Source organism: Rathayibacter sp. RFBD1 (assembly GCF_002932915.1).
Lineage (GTDB): Bacteria > Actinomycetota > Actinomycetes > Actinomycetales > Microbacteriaceae > Rathayibacter.
In genome coordinates, this window is the sequence record NZ_PSWQ01000026.1 from 1 (window position 1) to 14,344 (window position 14,344).

The following is a 14,344-nucleotide window of genomic DNA, read 5'->3' on the forward strand; positions in this document are numbered from 1 at the left end:
GGGGGCGGGCGGGGCGGGGGGTGGGGTGGCGGGTCTCGCTGGCGGGCGCGATCAGCGGGCCGGGGGTCGGCTGCCCGGGCCGCGCGGAGATCCGCTCGCTGCAGAGGGGGCAGGGCGGGGCGGGGGGGGGACGTGGCGGCGGGAGTGCGGCACCGGGGCGGGCGCGGGCCGACGGGGTGCGCTCCCGGGAGCGGAGGGGCGGCGGGGCGGACGGGCCATGGGCGGGTGCCTCCTCGATCGCGGCGGGGGAAGTGGAGCGGCCCCGGCGCCCGCACCGAGGTGCTGGGCTCCGGGGCCGCTCCGGCGTGCCGAGACTACGCGGAGAAGCGCGGGAAGGCGGAGCGACCCGCGTAGGTCGCCGCACCTCCCAGGATCTCCTCGATGCGCAGCAGCTGGTTGTACTTCGCGACGCGGTCCGAGCGGGCCGGGGCGCCGGTCTTGATCTGGCCGCCGTCCACCGCGACCGCGAGGTCGGCGATGGTGGTGTCCTCGGTCTCGCCGGAGCGGTGCGAGAGGATCGCGGTCATGCCGTTGCGCTGGGCCAGGGCCACGGCGTCGAGCGTCTCGGTGAGCGTGCCGATCTGGTTCACCTTGACCAGGATCGAGTTGCCGGCCTTCTCGGCGATGCCGCGGGCGAGGCGCACCGGGTTGGTGACGTACAGGTCGTCTCCGACGAGCTGCACCTTGTCGCCGATGGCCGCGGTGAGGTGGGTCCAGCCGGCCCAGTCGTCTTCGTCCAGCGGGTCCTCGATCGAGACCAGCGGGTAGTTGGCGACGAGGTCGGCGTAGTAGGAGGAGAGCTCCTCGGCCGAGAGCTTCTTGCCCTCGAACGTGTAGGCGCCGTCCTCGTAGAACTCCGAGGAGGCGACGTCGAGCGCGAGCCCGATGTCCTTGCCGGGGGTGAAGCCGGCGGCCTCGACGGCCTTGAGGATGAAGTCGAGCGCCTCGCGGTTGGTGGGCAGGTCGGGGGCGAAGCCGCCCTCGTCGCCGAGGCCGGTGGCGAAGCCGGCCTTCTTCAGCTGCGCCTTGAGCGCGTGGTAGATCTCGACGCCCCAGCGCAGGCCCTCGGAGAAGGACTCGGCGCCCAGCGGGACGGCCATGAACTCCTGGATGTCGACGCCGGTGTCGGCGTGCGCGCCTCCGTTGATGATGTTCATCAGCGGCACGGGCAGGGTGTGCGCGTTCGGGCCGCCGACGTAGCGGAACAGGTCGAGGTCCGACGACTGCGCGGCGGCCTTGGCCACGGCGAGGCTGACGCCGAGGATCGCGTTCGCGCCCAGGCGGGACTTGTTCTCGGTGCCGTCGAGCTCGATCAGCTCGGCGTCGACGAGGCGCTGGTCGGTGGCGTCGAAGCCCTCGATGGCCGGGCCGATCTCGTCGATGACGGCGTCGACGGCCTTCTGCACGCCCTTGCCGAGGTAGCGGTCGGAGTCGCCGTCGCGGAGCTCGTACGCCTCGAACGCGCCGGTGGAGGCGCCGGACGGGACGGCCGCTCGCGAGGACGCGCCGTCCTCGAGCAGGACCTCGACCTCGACCGTGGGGTTGCCACGGGAGTCCAGAATTTCTCGGGCGACGACTGCCTCGATAAGGGCCACAACTATCTCCTCTTGACGGGTGGGCTCCCGGAGACGGGAGCGGTCGGGAAGGAGTCTACTGACCGCCTCCGAAGCGCAGGAGACCGCGGCCGGTCGTAGACTCCCAGGGCCCGATCGCCGGACGGCCCGGGCGCACCCGCCGACCCGGAGGTTTCCCGTGACCACGACCGCCGCCGACCACGTCGACCGTCTCACCGCCGTCGTCCCGGACTTCCCGAGCCCGGGCATCCTGTTCCGCGACCTCACGCCGGTCTTCGGCGACGGCGAGGCCCTGCGGGCGGTGGCCGACGCGCTGATCGAGCCCTACCGCGGCCGGATCGACGCGATCGCGGGCGTGGAGGCGCGCGGCTTCCTGCTCGCCGCAGCGGCCGCCTACTCGGCCGGTCTCGGCGTCGTCACCATCCGCAAGCCCGGCAAGCTCCCGCGGGCCGTGCTGCGCGAGCAGGCGACCCTCGAGTACGGCGAGACGATGCTGGAGGTGCACGAGGACGCGGCGCCCCGCGGCTCGCGGCTGCTGCTGGTCGACGACGTGCTGGCGACCGGGGGCACGCTCGACGCGAGCCGCCGCCTGATCGAGCGCGCAGGGTGGAGCCTCGAGGGGATCGCGGTGGTCATGGAGCTCGACGGGCTCGGGGGCCGCGAGGTGCTGGCCGGCCACCGCGTCGACGCGATCGTCACCGTCTGACCCGGCCCCGTCGCTCCGCTCCCCCTGCCCTCCCCCTTCCCGCGAGACACCACCGGGGTATGCGACCCACCGGGCGAGCCGCACTCGAGTGGCGTCCCGCGGAAGGGGGAAGGGACGAGGTCAGGTGAGGGAGAGGGACATCCGGGAGAGGACGAAGGTCTCGAGCACCTGCACGAGCATGTAGAGCACGAGCGAGACGCCGGTCACGAGCACGACCGCCGACCAGACGTCCGCGAAGCGGGCCTGGGCGGACCAGGCGTTGATCGCCCCGCCGATGCCCGCACCGGTGGAGAGCCACTCGGCGAGCAGCGCGCCCGTGATCGCTCCGGGCACCGAGATGCGGATCGCGGCGAAGAGCGAGGGCAGCGAGCCGGGGATGGCCACCTTGCGGATCGCGGTGAGGGTGCTGCCGCCGTAGACCGCGACCACGTCGAGCATCTGCGGGGAGGCGTTGTTGAGGCCGAAGGCGATCGTCACCAGCGCGGGGAACAGGACGACGATCCCGCCGATGACCGCGACCGAGGCGATCGAGCCGGTCCCGAAGACCAGGATGATCAGCGGCGCCATCGCGATCAGCGGCACCGAGCGCAGCAGCATCGCGAACGGCATCAGCGCGTGCTCGATGCCCTTCGACAGGCGGAACAGGATCGCGCCGAGGATCGCCACGACCAGGCCGGCCGCGAAGCCGATCAGTGCGTCGCCCATGGTCACGGCGAAGAGGCCGCCCAGCTCGGCGCGGTGCTCCGCGGCCTTCGCATCGGTCACCAGGTGCTGCCAGACGTCCCACGGGCCCTTGACCACGTAGGGCGAGACCCCGCTGAAGAGGACCACACCGATCCAGATCGCCAGCACGATCACGATCGTCGACAGGGCGACGAGCAGGCTCTTGCGCAGGCTCTTGAGAGTCGCGCCGAGGGCGGCCGTGCGCAGCTGGCGCCGCAGCTCGTCGACCGCGAGGATCGATGTGGCCGTGGACTGCTCCGTGCGGTCGGGGACGGTGGTCGTCATGGTCATGCCCGCTTTCCGGAGGACCAGGGCGCGATGAGGCGCCCGATCAGTCCGACGATGCCGTAGCCGAGGAGCGCGACGCCCGCGCAGAGGAGGAAGAGCGCCCAGACGCGGGGCGAGTTCAGCGAGACCTGCGCCGCGACCAGGATCGGGCCCACGCCCGTCTCGATCTTGCCGAAGTACTCGCCGAGGATCGCGCCGAGGAAGGCCGCGGGCACCGCGATCTGCAGCGCCGACAGGATGTTGGGCAGGGCCGCGATCAGACGCACCTTGCGCAGCTGAGTGAAGCGCGAGCCCCCGTAGACCGTGACGACGTCGAGCGCCGCCTTGTCGGCCGCCTTCAACCCGAGCAGGCTGCCGACGACCGTGGTGAAGAACACCGAGAGGCCGGCCAGGAAGATCGCCGTCGCGCTCGCCTTCCCGGGAGCGTCCGCACCGCCGAGGATCAGCAGCACGATCGCTCCGATGGCGACGATCGGCACGCAGTAGGTGATGACCGCGAGCTGCGAGACGACCCCCTCCAGCCAGGGCAGGACCAGCACGAGCGCCGAGAGCACCAGCGCGAGGAGGTTGCCCCAGAAGTAGCCGACGGCCGCCTCGCCGATCGTGACGGAGAAGTTGCGCCAGTAGAAGCCGGCGCCGTCCTCCATCGCGGTCTGCACGACCTGCACGGGAGTGGGGACGGGCGCGTAGGTCGCGGCGCCGGTGGGCGCGGTGACGAGCGCCACGATCCACCAGACGGCGACGATCGCGGCGACGCCGATCAGCCCGGTGAGCCACGGAGGCAGGGACAGGGCGCGGCGCGGGGCCGCGGGGAGCGTGGTGGCCACGGTGCCTCCTAGACGCGGTCGTCCGCGGCCGCGCCGCCGTCGCCGAACAGCAGCTCGGAGGCCTGGTCGACGTAGGCGTGGAACTCGGGGGTGCGCTGCATCTCGGGGGTGCGCGGGCGGGGGAGGTCGATGTCGATGATCTCCTTCACCCGTCCCGGGCGCGGGCTCATCACCGCGACGCGGTCCGAGAGGAAGATCGCCTCCGAGATGCCGTGCGTGACGAGGAGCGTCGTGGCGGGCTTCTCGGTCCAGATCCGCAGCAGCTCGAGGTTGAGCTTCTGCCGCGTCATGTCGTCGAGGGCGCCGAACGGCTCGTCGAGCAGCAGGACCTCGGGCTTGAGGATCAGGCACCGGGCGATCGACACGCGCTGGCGCATGCCGCCCGAGAGCTGGGCCGGCTTGGCCTTCTCGAAGCCGCGGAGGCCGACGAGGTCGATCAGCTCGTCGATGTAGGACTGGTCGACGCTCTTGCCCGCGATCTCGAACGGCAGGCGGATGTTCGCCATGACGCTGCGCCACGGCAGGAGCGCGTGGTCCTGGAAGGCGATGCCGAGCTTGTTGTCGCGGCGCAGCTCCTGGGGAGTGCGGCCGTCGACCCGGATGGAGCCGGACGTCGGCTCCTCCAGTCCCGCGAGGATGCGCAGGATGGTCGACTTGCCGCACCCCGACGGGCCGAGCAGGGCGAGGAAGCTGCCCTGGTCGGTGTGGAGATCGGTGTCCTGCAGCGCCGCGACGCTGCGCGAGCCCATCCGGAACGTCTTCGACAGGCCGTGGATCTGGATGCCGGTGCCGCCGGCACCCTGGTCGCGCAGGGTGCCGGCGTCGGTCGTGTCGGTCACGAGTGGTGCCCTTCGTGGATCAGGATCAGGCCGCGTACTTCATCAGCTCGGGGTTCTCCTCGTAGACCTCGTCCAGGAGGGTCAGATCGAAGAGGTCCTCGGCCGTGACGTCGATCCCGGCGCCCGCGAGGGACGCGATGGTCTCGGACTGCAGCGTCTCGGAGATGGTGAAGAGGCCGTTCGAGACCGTCTCGTCCGAGACGACCAGCTCCTCGGCCTGGATGGTGGCGCCCTTCTTGGAGGACTCCTCGTTGAGGCCGAGGTCCTTGCCGTAGTTCTCGACGGCGAGCATCGCGCCCGCCTCCGGGTCGTTGACGGCGTCGGTCCAGCCCTTGATCTCGGCGACGAGGAACGCCTTCAGAGCGTCGCGCTTCTCGGCGATCGCCTGCTCCGACACCGAGAAGGTCTCGGCGACGAAGGGGAGGCCGTTGTCGGCGAAGGGCAGGTTGACGACCTCGTAGCCCTCGGCCGCGACCGTGATGGCCTCGTTCGTCAGGTAGGCGATGAAGCCGTCGACGGTGCCGTTGACGAGCACGGAGGGGTCGTACTCGACGGGGACGACCGTGAGGTCGGACTCGGAGAGGCCGTTCGCGGCGAGCAGCGCCTGGAACAGGGAGGTGTTCGAGGCCTGGACGCCGATCTTCTTCCCGGCGAGGTCGGCCGGAGTGGCGATGTTGCCGGCGGTCTTGATCGAGAGGACCGTGAAGGGGTTCTTCTGGTAGGTCGCGCCGATGATCTTGAGCGGGGCCTCCTGCTGGGCGATCGCGGTGCCGATCGAGACGGCGTCGCTGAGCGCGACGTCCGCGCTGCCCGAGAGGAGCTCGGCCACGCCCGTCGAGGGGCCGGGGGTGAGCGTCACTCCCGCGAGGCCGGCCTCGGTGAAGTAGCCCTTCGAGTCGGCGAAGAACTCGCCCGCGAACTCCTCGTTCTTGATCCAGGAGAGCTGGACCTTGAGGGTGCCGAGGTCGCCGCCGTCCGCGGCGGACGCGCCGGAGGAGTCGGAGGCGCAGGAGGCGAGGACGGAGGCGCCGCCGATCGCGAGGCCGGCGACACCCGCCAGGCGGAGGAGGCTGCGGCGGTCGAAGGCCGGGAGGGAGCGAAGGGGCGACAGGGTCAAGGGGACTCCTCGGGTGGGGATCGTCAGGGCTGCTGCGGTGCGGTGCGCGGGGTCGCGACGGGGTGCCCGTGCAGGCGCGCCAAGCCGCGCCGATCGGGTGCCTCGACGCTATCCGGGGGAGATTTCTCGGGTGTGTCCGCAGATTTCGCGGGTATTAAGGCTCTCACGGATCCGACAAGGATCCGACCAGATCGGCATGATCCCCTGACGGATCGGCTGAGACCCTGTTCAGGCCCGACAGGACGGCCCCGGCCCCTCCCGCGGGCGCGGCTCAGCGCGGGCAGCCGGCGACGCTCACCCGGCGCCGCTCAGCCGAGGTCCTTGAAGGAGAGGTCGGCGGCGGAGGCGGCGTCCCGCGGGACGAGCGCGAAGCGGGTGAAGCCCGCGGCGGCCGCGCGGTCCAGGAGCGGGGTGAGGTTCTTCGCCCGGCGCTCGAGGCGCACGCGCGAGCCCCGGGCGATCAGCTCCTGCTTGAGCGCGAGCAGCAGCTCGGGCGCCGCGTCCCGCTCGTGGACGAGGACGACGGCGTCGGGACGCTCGACGACGGCACCGCCGATCAGCTCGACGATCCGCTCGAAGCCGATCGAGAAGCCGCAGGCCGGCACGTCCTGACCGAGGAAGCGGCCGATCATCCCGTCGTACCGCCCGCCTCCGCCGACCGAGGAGCCCGAGGACGGGTGCGCGATCTCGAAGATCGTGCCGGTGTAGTAGCCCATGCCCCGCACGAGCGTCGGGTCGAAGCGGAGCGAGACGCCGGCGGGCAGCGAGCGCAGCGACCGGGCCAGGGTCTCGAGCGCGAGCACCGCCTCCGGGTCGATGCCCTCGGGCAGCACGTCGAGGATCGCGGACTGCTCGAGCGCCACTCCCCCGGCGGCGACCGCCTGCTCGATCCGCGCGAGGTAGCCCCCGAGGACCGCGGCCGCGTCCGGCCCGTCGGCCTCGAGCTCGGCGACGACACCGGTGGCGCCGATCTTGTCGAGCTTGTCGATCGAGATCAGCGCCGGGCCGAAGCGCTCGGGGGCGAAGCCGCAGTGCTCGAGGATTCCGGTGAGGATGCGGCGGTCGTTGATCCGGATGGTGCAGTCCTCGAGGCCCAGGGCGTCGAGCGCCGCCGCGGTCGCCGTGATGAGCTCGACCTCGGCCAGCTGCCCGGGCTCGCCGATGATGTCGATGTCGCACTGCACGAACTGGCGGTACCGCCCCTTCTGCGGGCGCTCGGCGCGCCACACCGGCGCGATCTGCACCGAGCGGAAGACAGCCGGCAGCTCGGCGCGGTGCGAGGCGTAGAAGCGGGCGAGCGGCACCGTGAGGTCGAAGCGCAGGCCGAGGTCGGCGAGGGCGGACGCGTCGTCGACCGCCGCCAGGTCGTCGCGGGTGAGCCCGCGGCGCAGGACGCTGAAGGCGAGCTTCTCGTTGTCGCCGCCGAGCCCGGAGTGGAGGCGGTCGAAGTCCTCGACCACGGGCGTCTCGATCTCGTCGAACCCGTGGGAGGCGTACACGCGGCGGATGACGCCGAGCGCGTGCTCGCGCTTCGCCTTGTCGGCGGGGAGGAAGTCGCGCATGCCGCGGGGCGGGGTGATCGGGGAGGCCATGACGGCGATTCTCCCAGATCGGCTGAGGCGGGCCCGCGGGCGCCTCAGTCCGCGCGCCGCTCCTGCTCCACCGCGCGGATCTCGTCCTGCAGGTCGCGCGTCGTGGTGCGGAGCGCACGCTCGGCGTCGAGCCCCTGGGCGCGGGCGGAGGCGACGATGGCCAGCAGCAGCGGGCCGAGGTCCTCCTCCGACTCGATGGGAAGCGGGCCCTGGCCGGCGTCCACGACGCCCAGCGAGGTCGCCTTGCCGATCACCTTGTCGGCGAGCGCGAGGGCCGGCATGCCCTGCGGGATCCCGTCGAGCACGCTCGTGCGGTGCGGCTTCTCGGTGCGCTTGAGCTCGTCCCACACCGCGATGACGTCGTCGGCCGTCTCGGCCGTGGCGTCGCCGAACACGTGCGGGTGGCGGCCGATCATCTTGGCGTTCATGTGCGCCGCGACGTCCTCGATGGTGAAGGGCTCGGCGCTCTCGGCGGCCAGGTCGGCGTGGAAGAGCACCTGGTAGAGGACGTCGCCGAGCTCCTCGATCAGGTCGGCCCGGTCCCCCGCCTCGATGGCGTCGACGAGCTCGTGCGACTCCTCGATCAGGTAGCGCACGAGCGACTCGTGGGTCTGCTCGGCGTCCCACGGGCAGCCACCCGGGGCGCGGAGGACGTGGACGGTGCGGATGAGCTCGTCGAGCCGGGGATGCGCGGTCACCCCGCCATCCTCGCATCCGGTCCGGCCGCCGCCGCGGACATCCGGGCGGCGCGGGCGCCCGGGAGCCTCAGGCCCGCGCGAGACGCCGCCGCGCGACGAGGAGGCAGCCGCCGGCGACGAGCGGCACCGCGGCGAGGAGCCCGGGCGACGCCGCGACGGACACCGCGGTCGAGGCGCTGACCAGTGCACCCGCCAGGTTCCAGAGGACCACCGCGACTCCCGCGCCGTCCCCGATCGGGAGCGGCACCGGGCTGAGCAGCTGCGGCGGCAGCGGACCCCGGGTCGCGTCCATCGCCCGCGCGGCGACGGCGGCGACGGCGGTCGCGGCGGCCACCGGCACCGCCGCGCCCGGGAGCAGCAGCGAGGCGGCGAGGGCGCCGAGCATCGCGACTCCGATGGCGAGCACCAGCGGGAGGACGGCGTGCAGGAGGAGCAGCTCGAACGGGCCGGGGGCGAGGAGCGCCGGCTGTCCCGCGGTCGCGGCGGCGTGACGGAAGCCGTCGCTCCAGACGCCGGCGCCGAGGTAGGCGAGCACGCCCGCCGCGGCGGCCGGGAGCGCGAGGAGGGAGAACGGCACGACCGCGGCGAGCACGGCGGCGGCGCCGGCGGCGGCCAGCGCGACGACCGCGACCGCCGAGCGTCCGGGAGTGCGCAGCGCGCCGATCGCGTCGCGCACCGGCACCGCGAGGGCGAGCGGGGAGAGGCGGACCGCTCGGAGCCCCCGCCCGATCGCCGGAAGGGCGCGGTACCCGTCGAGCGACTCGGCGAGATCGCCCGTCGCTCCGAGCCGGGCGGTCGCCGACCACTGCCGGGCCTGGGCGAGGAGCCGAGGTCCGCGCGCGGCGTCGAGCAGCCGGGGCGCCGCGGCCAGGAGGACCGCGGCCGACGCAAGCAGCACGGTCGCGGCGCGCACCTCCTCCGCTCCGCTCACGGCTGAGGCGAGGAGGCCGCCCGGCGTGGGCGCACCGGGCAGGAGGGCCCCGAGGACCGCGAGGGAGGCGAGGAGGCCCGCCGCGAGCGCGGGGAGGCGCGAGGGCAGGCACTGACCGGCGAGCCAGGCGACGGCGAGGAGGCCGGCGAACGCGGCGCCGCCGACGACGGCCGCGAGGAGCGGCGCGGAGGCGGCGACGGCGAGGAGCGACGCGACGGCGGAGCAGCACGCCACGAGACCGGCCGACGCCCGGACCACGGGCCGGCGGAGCACCGCCCAGCGGCGCAGATCGGTCGCGAGCAGCACGGCCGTGGTGTGCGGCTCGCCCACCGCGGGTCCGCGCACCCGGCCCAGGAGCACGGCGGCGGGCAGGGCGAGACCCGCGGCGAGGGCGACCAGCGGCTCCGGCACGGCTCCCGCCTCGGCAGCGAGGAGCGCGAGGGCCCGGGCGACGGGGAGGACGACGACGAGGACGGTCATCGCGGCGAGGTAGCCCGCGTAGGCGCGCGGACTCGGCGGAGCCGCGGCGCGGTGCCGGTGCAGAGCCCGCACCTCGGCGACGCGAGCCCTCTCCGCGCGCGTCACGCCCGCTCCAGCTCGACGACCCGCGCGCCCAGACCCTGGATCAGCACAGGGCTGTGGGTCGCGACGACGAGTGCCCGGGACGCGGCTGCGCGCCGCAGGACTTCCGCCACCAGCGGCACCCGCTCGACGTCGAGCCGCTGCTCCGGCTCGTCGAGCAGCAGCACCGCCGAGGGCCGGGCCAGCACGAGCGCGAGGGAGAACAGCTGCGTCTGCCCGGAGGAGAGCTCGTGCGGGAAGCGGCGGGCGAGCGGAGCGAGCGCGAGCGCGTGGAGACCTGCCGCGGCCTCGCGGCGGGCGTCGGCGACCGGCGCGCCCCACGAGACGGCCACCATCGCGAGGTGCTCCTCGAGGGTCAGGTCCCGCTCGAAGGGCGGGGTGCCGATCAGGGCGGCGACGGCGCGGCGGTGGGCGGCGGAGCGCTCCTCCGGGGCGCGCCCGGCCACCGCCACGACTCCCTCGCTCGGAGCGGTGAGGCCGGCGATCACCCGCAGGAGCGTGGTCTTGCCGGTGCCGTTGCGGCCCGTCACCGCGACGCGCTCCCCCGCCTCCGCCTCGAGCGAGCACGGGGCGAGCAGCTCGACCCCCGAGGCGCGGACCGCGACCCCGCGGACGGCGACCAGCGGGCCGGCGAGCGGCTCCGGCTCTCGAGGACGTCGGGCGGCGAGGAGCGGCATGCCCTCCATCCTGCCAGCGGGCCCTACCTCAGCGGCGACGGCCGCCGGAGCGGGGCGGCGCGCCACCGGGGAGCGCCTCCCCGAGGACCTCAGACGGTGACCGGCTCCGGGAACAGCGCGTCCAGGAGCGACGCCACCCACTGGATGAGCGCCCGGTCGCCGAGCGGGACGCCGTCGAGCACGGGCATCGGCACGACGACCGCGTCTGCCTGCTGCAGGTACTTCGCGGTCGGGTACATCCGGCGCAGGCGCACCTGGATCGAGTCGGGCAGGTGAGCGGGAGCCACGCGGACGTTCGAGCCCATCGCGACCACGTCGCTGAGGCCCGCCTTCTGCGCGCGCATGCGCAGCCTCGACACCAGGATGAGGTTCTCGACCGCCTCGGGCAGCTCGCCGTAGCGGTCGGTCAGCTCCTCGACCACGAGGTCGATGCTCCCCTCCTTCGCCGTCGGCGACGACGCGGCCGACAGCTTCTGGTACGCCTCCAGGCGCAGCCGCTCGCTGTCGACGTACTCCTCCGGGATGCGCGCGTCGACGGGCAGCTCGAGCCGCAGCTCGGTCTGCCCCTCGGCGACCTCGCCGCGGAAGGTGTCGACGGCCTCGCCGATCATCCGCAGGTAGAGGTCGAAGCCCACGCCCTGGATGTGCCCGGACTGCTCGCCGCCGAGGAGGTTGCCCGCACCGCGGATCTCGAGGTCCTTCAGCGCGATCTGCATGCCGCCGCCGAGGTCCGAGTTGGCGGCCAGGGTCTGCAGCCGGTCGTGCGCGGTCTCGCTCAGCGGCTTCGTCTCGTCGTAGAGGAGGTAGGCGTAGGCGCGCTCGCGGCCGCGGCCGACCCGCCCGCGCAGCTGGTGCAGCTGCGAGAGACCGTACTTGTCGGCGCGGTCGACGATCAGCGTGTTCGCGTTCGGGATGTCGAGGCCGGTCTCGACGATCGTCGTCGACACCAGGACGTCGAACTTGCGCTCCCAGAAGTCGACGATGATCCGCTCGAGCTGCGACTCGCTGAGCTTGCCGTGCGCGACCGCGATCCGCGCCTCGGGCACCAGCTCGGCGAGCTGCGAGGCGACGCGGTTGATCGTCGAGACGCGGTTGTGCACGAAGAACACCTGGCCCTCGCGCAGGAGCTCCCGGCGGATCGCGGCCGACACCTGCTTCTCGGAGTAGGGGCCGACGAAGGTGAGGATCGGGTGGCGCTCCTCCGGCGGGGTCGCGAGGGTCGACATCTCGCGGATGCCGGTCACCGCCATCTCGAGCGTGCGCGGGATGGGCGTGGCGCTCATCGAGAGGATGTCGACGTTCTTCTTCAGCGCCTTGAGCTTGTCCTTGTGCTCGACGCCGAAGCGCTGCTCCTCGTCGATCACGAGCAGGCCGAGGTCCTTGAAGACGATGTTGTCGCTGAGGAGCCGGTGGGTCGCGATGACCATGTCGACGGTGCCGTCGGCCAGGCCCTCGATCGTCTCCTTCGACTCCTTCGCACTCTGGAACCGGCTGAGCGCCCGCAGGTGGACGGGGAAGCCGGCGAAGCGCTCCTGGAACGTCTCGAGGTGCTGGCGGACGAGCAGCGTGGTCGGCACGAGCATCGCGACCTGCTTGCCGTCCTGGATCGCCTTGAACGCGGCGCGCACGGCGACCTCGGTCTTGCCGAAGCCGACGTCGCCCGAGAGCAGGCGGTCCATCGGGATCGGCCGCTCCATGTCGGCCTTGACCTCGTCGATGACGGTGAGCTGGTCGGGGGTCTCGGCGAACGGGAACGCCTCCTCCAGCTCGCGCTGCCAGGGGGTGTCCGGCGGGAACGCGTGCCCGCGGGAGGCCATCCGGGCGGAGTAGAGCTTCACGAGCTCGACCGCGATGTCGCGGACCGCGCGGCGGGCCTTGCTCTTGGCCTGCGCCCAGTCGCTCCCGCCCATCTTGCTCAGCGCCGGAGCCTCGCCGCCGACGTAGCGGGAGAGCAGGTCGAGCTGGTCCGTGGGGACGAGCAGCTTGTCGCCCGGGAAGCCGCGCTTGCTGGGGGCGTACTCGAGCACCAGGTACTCGCGGCGGGTCTTGATCGCGTTGCGGCCCCCGCTGGAGACCTCGCGCTGAGAGAGCTCCACGAACCGGCCGATGCCGTGGGTGGCGTGCACCACGAAGTCGCCGGGCGTGAGCTGCAGCGGGTCGACGACGTTCTTGCGGCGCGAGGCGAGCTTCTTCACCGCTCGGGAGTCGTAGCCGACGGTGCGGCCGTAGAACTCCGTGTCGGTGAGCAGGGCGAGCTTCGCCTCCTCCACCTCGAAGCCGTGATCGACGGAGGCCTGGACCACGTAGGCCAGACTCGTCTCGAGCCCGGCGGGGAGGTCGGCGACGATGCGGGCGGCGACCTCGTGCTCGGCGAGGACCTGGTCGGTGCGCTCGACCGTGCCGGTGCCGGGCGCGGTCAGGACCACGGTCCAGCCGTCGGCCAGGCGCGCGCGGACGTGGGCGAGGGCGCCCTCGACGCTCGCTCCGAAGCCGGGGACCGGCTCGCCCTCGACGCGGACGGCGAGGATCTCGTCGATCCCGAGCTCCTCCGGCAGCACCTCGGCCTCGCCCGCGGCGGGGCCCTGGCGGAACGTGCTCATCGTCCACCAGGGGTGGTCGGGAGCGTCGGCGCCCGGGGCGCTGAGCTTCACGGAGTCGCGGAGCGCGCCGAGCGAGATGAACTCGCCCGAGGCGAGGTCGATGGGGGCCTCGGCGCCGGCGGTCGCCGCGCTCCAGGCCGCCTGCAGGAACTCGCGGTTCGTCTCGGCGAGGCTGATCGCCCGCGTCGCCACGCGCTCGGGGGCGAGGACAGCGACGGCCGCCCCCTCGGGGAGGTAGTGCGAGATCGGGACCAGCCGCTCCAGCAGCGCGGGGGCGAGCGACTCCATGCCCTCGACCGGGATGCCCTCGGCGATCTTCGCGAGCATCGCCGACAGGCTCGGGAACTCGTGCAGCATCTCGCGGGCCCGCTGCCTCACCGCGGGCACCAGCAGCAGCTCGCGGCTCGGCGGGAGGACCACCGAGTCGGCCTCGCCCGGGAGCGAGCGCTGATCGGCCACGGAGAAGCCGCGGATGGAGTCGACCTCGTCGCCGAAGAAGTCCACTCGGCTCGGATGCTCGGCCACCGCCGGGAAGACGTCGAGGATGCCGCCGCGCACGGCGAACTCGCCGCGGCGCGTGACCATGTCGACCCGGGCGTAGGCCAGGTCGACCAGCTCGGCCGAGATGCGGCCGAGGTCGTAGCCGCGGGCGCCCTTCACGAGTCGGATCGGCTCGATGTCGGCGAGGTTGTCGGCGACCGGCTGCAGCGCCGCGCGCACGGAGGCGACCACCACGAGGGGCCGCTCGCCGGACCACTGCTTCATCCGCCGCAGCGCGTCCAGGCGCCGTCCCACGATCTCGGCGCTCGGGCTGAGGCGCTCGTGCGGCAGCGTCTCCCAAGCCGGGAACTCGACGACGTCCGCGTCCGGCAGCATGCAGCCGAGGGAGGCGCGCACGTTCTCGGAGTCGCGGCCCGTGGCCGTGACCACCAGCGCCGCCTGCGGGCGTCCCGCCTCCGCGCGCCTCTCGATCAGGCCCGCGAGCAGGGGGACCCGGAGGCCGTCGGCCACCGAGAAGTCGGCGTCCCGCACCGCGTACGCGAGAGCATCGTCGAACGTGGAGGCGCGCGACAGCGCCGAGATGATCTCGTTGAGGGGCACGGATCCAGTTTACGGCCGCCCCGCGGGCCGACCGCCGAGGGAAACCCGAACCGTCGAGGAAGCCCGGAGCTGCAGTCTCCCTCGCCGTC

The 14,344-nt window shown here is 73.2% G+C and carries 11 protein-coding genes; 1 reads left to right on the forward strand and 10 read right to left on the reverse strand.

Annotation, left to right across the window (positions count from 1 at the left end; genetic code table 11):
• Positions 1–314 precede the first annotated feature (314 nt).
• Entirely contained in the window at positions 315–1,595 is a 1,281-nt protein-coding gene (eno, locus tag C5D50_RS14950) for a phosphopyruvate hydratase (RefSeq protein WP_104222361.1), read from the reverse strand.
• A gap of 157 nt (positions 1,596–1,752) precedes the next feature.
• Here eno and C5D50_RS14955 point away from each other — a divergent pair, with 157 nt between their 5' ends.
• Positions 1,753–2,280, forward strand: coding sequence for an adenine phosphoribosyltransferase (locus C5D50_RS14955; protein ID WP_104222360.1), 528 nt, complete (start codon positions 1,753–1,755; stop codon positions 2,278–2,280).
• 120 nt (positions 2,281–2,400) lie between these two features.
• On the opposite strand, the gene C5D50_RS14960 is transcribed toward C5D50_RS14955, so the two are convergent.
• From C5D50_RS14960 to mfd, 9 genes are all read right to left on the reverse strand, one after another.
• Positions 2,401–3,294, reverse strand: a complete 894-nt coding sequence (locus C5D50_RS14960; protein WP_104222359.1) for an ABC transporter permease — start codon at positions 3,292–3,294, stop codon at positions 2,401–2,403.
• A complete protein-coding gene (locus C5D50_RS14965) occupies positions 3,291–4,118 on the reverse strand; it encodes an ABC transporter permease (RefSeq protein WP_244229606.1) in 828 nt (275 codons plus the stop codon). The genes C5D50_RS14960 and C5D50_RS14965 overlap by 4 nt, the downstream gene beginning before the upstream one ends.
• 8 nt (positions 4,119–4,126) lie before the next feature.
• Positions 4,127–4,867 carry an ABC transporter ATP-binding protein gene (locus C5D50_RS14970; RefSeq protein WP_104222373.1) on the reverse strand — a complete coding sequence of 247 codons (741 nt, stop codon included), beginning with the start codon at positions 4,865–4,867 and terminating at the stop codon, positions 4,127–4,129.
• A gap of 115 nt (positions 4,868–4,982) precedes the next feature.
• A complete protein-coding gene (locus C5D50_RS14975) occupies positions 4,983–6,074 on the reverse strand; it encodes an ABC transporter substrate-binding protein (RefSeq protein ID WP_258059873.1) in 1,092 nt (363 codons plus the stop codon).
• Positions 6,075–6,382: 308 nt separating this feature from the next.
• The gene (hisS, locus tag C5D50_RS14980; RefSeq protein ID WP_104268004.1) at positions 6,383–7,666 is read right to left on the reverse strand and encodes a histidine--tRNA ligase; all 1,284 of its coding nucleotides are present in this window, start codon (positions 7,664–7,666) and stop codon (positions 6,383–6,385) included.
• 44 nt (positions 7,667–7,710) lie between these two features.
• Positions 7,711–8,364, reverse strand: a complete 654-nt coding sequence (locus C5D50_RS14985; protein WP_104283854.1) for a MazG family protein — start codon at positions 8,362–8,364, stop codon at positions 7,711–7,713.
• 67 nt (positions 8,365–8,431) lie between these two features.
• Positions 8,432–9,880: a hypothetical protein gene (locus C5D50_RS14990; protein ID WP_104283855.1), complete on the reverse strand. Its 1,449-nt coding sequence runs from the start codon at positions 9,878–9,880 to the stop codon at positions 8,432–8,434.
• Entirely contained in the window at positions 9,877–10,554 is a 678-nt protein-coding gene (locus C5D50_RS14995; RefSeq protein WP_104283856.1) for an ATP-binding cassette domain-containing protein, read from the reverse strand. Before C5D50_RS14995 ends, C5D50_RS14990 begins: the two co-directional genes overlap by 4 nt.
• Before the next feature lie 89 nt (positions 10,555–10,643).
• Positions 10,644–14,255, reverse strand: coding sequence for a transcription-repair coupling factor (mfd, locus tag C5D50_RS15000; protein ID WP_104283857.1), 3,612 nt, complete (start codon positions 14,253–14,255; stop codon positions 10,644–10,646).
• Positions 14,256–14,344: the final 89 nt, after the last annotated feature.

What these genes read in the sequence shown, in the direction of transcription:
- C5D50_RS14970 (WP_104222373.1), bottom strand. Translation starts at nt 4,867, where the DNA reads ATGGGCTCGCGCAGCGTCGCGGCGCTGCAGGACACCGATCTCCACACC.
- C5D50_RS14960 (WP_104222359.1), bottom strand. Translation starts at nt 3,294, where the DNA reads ATGACCATGACGACCACCGTCCCCGACCGCACGGAGCAGTCCACGGCC.
- hisS (WP_104268004.1), bottom strand. Translation starts at nt 7,666, where the DNA reads ATGGCCTCCCCGATCACCCCGCCCCGCGGCATGCGCGACTTCCTCCCC.
- C5D50_RS14995 (WP_104283856.1), bottom strand. Translation starts at nt 10,554, where the DNA reads ATGCCGCTCCTCGCCGCCCGACGTCCTCGAGAGCCGGAGCCGCTCGCC.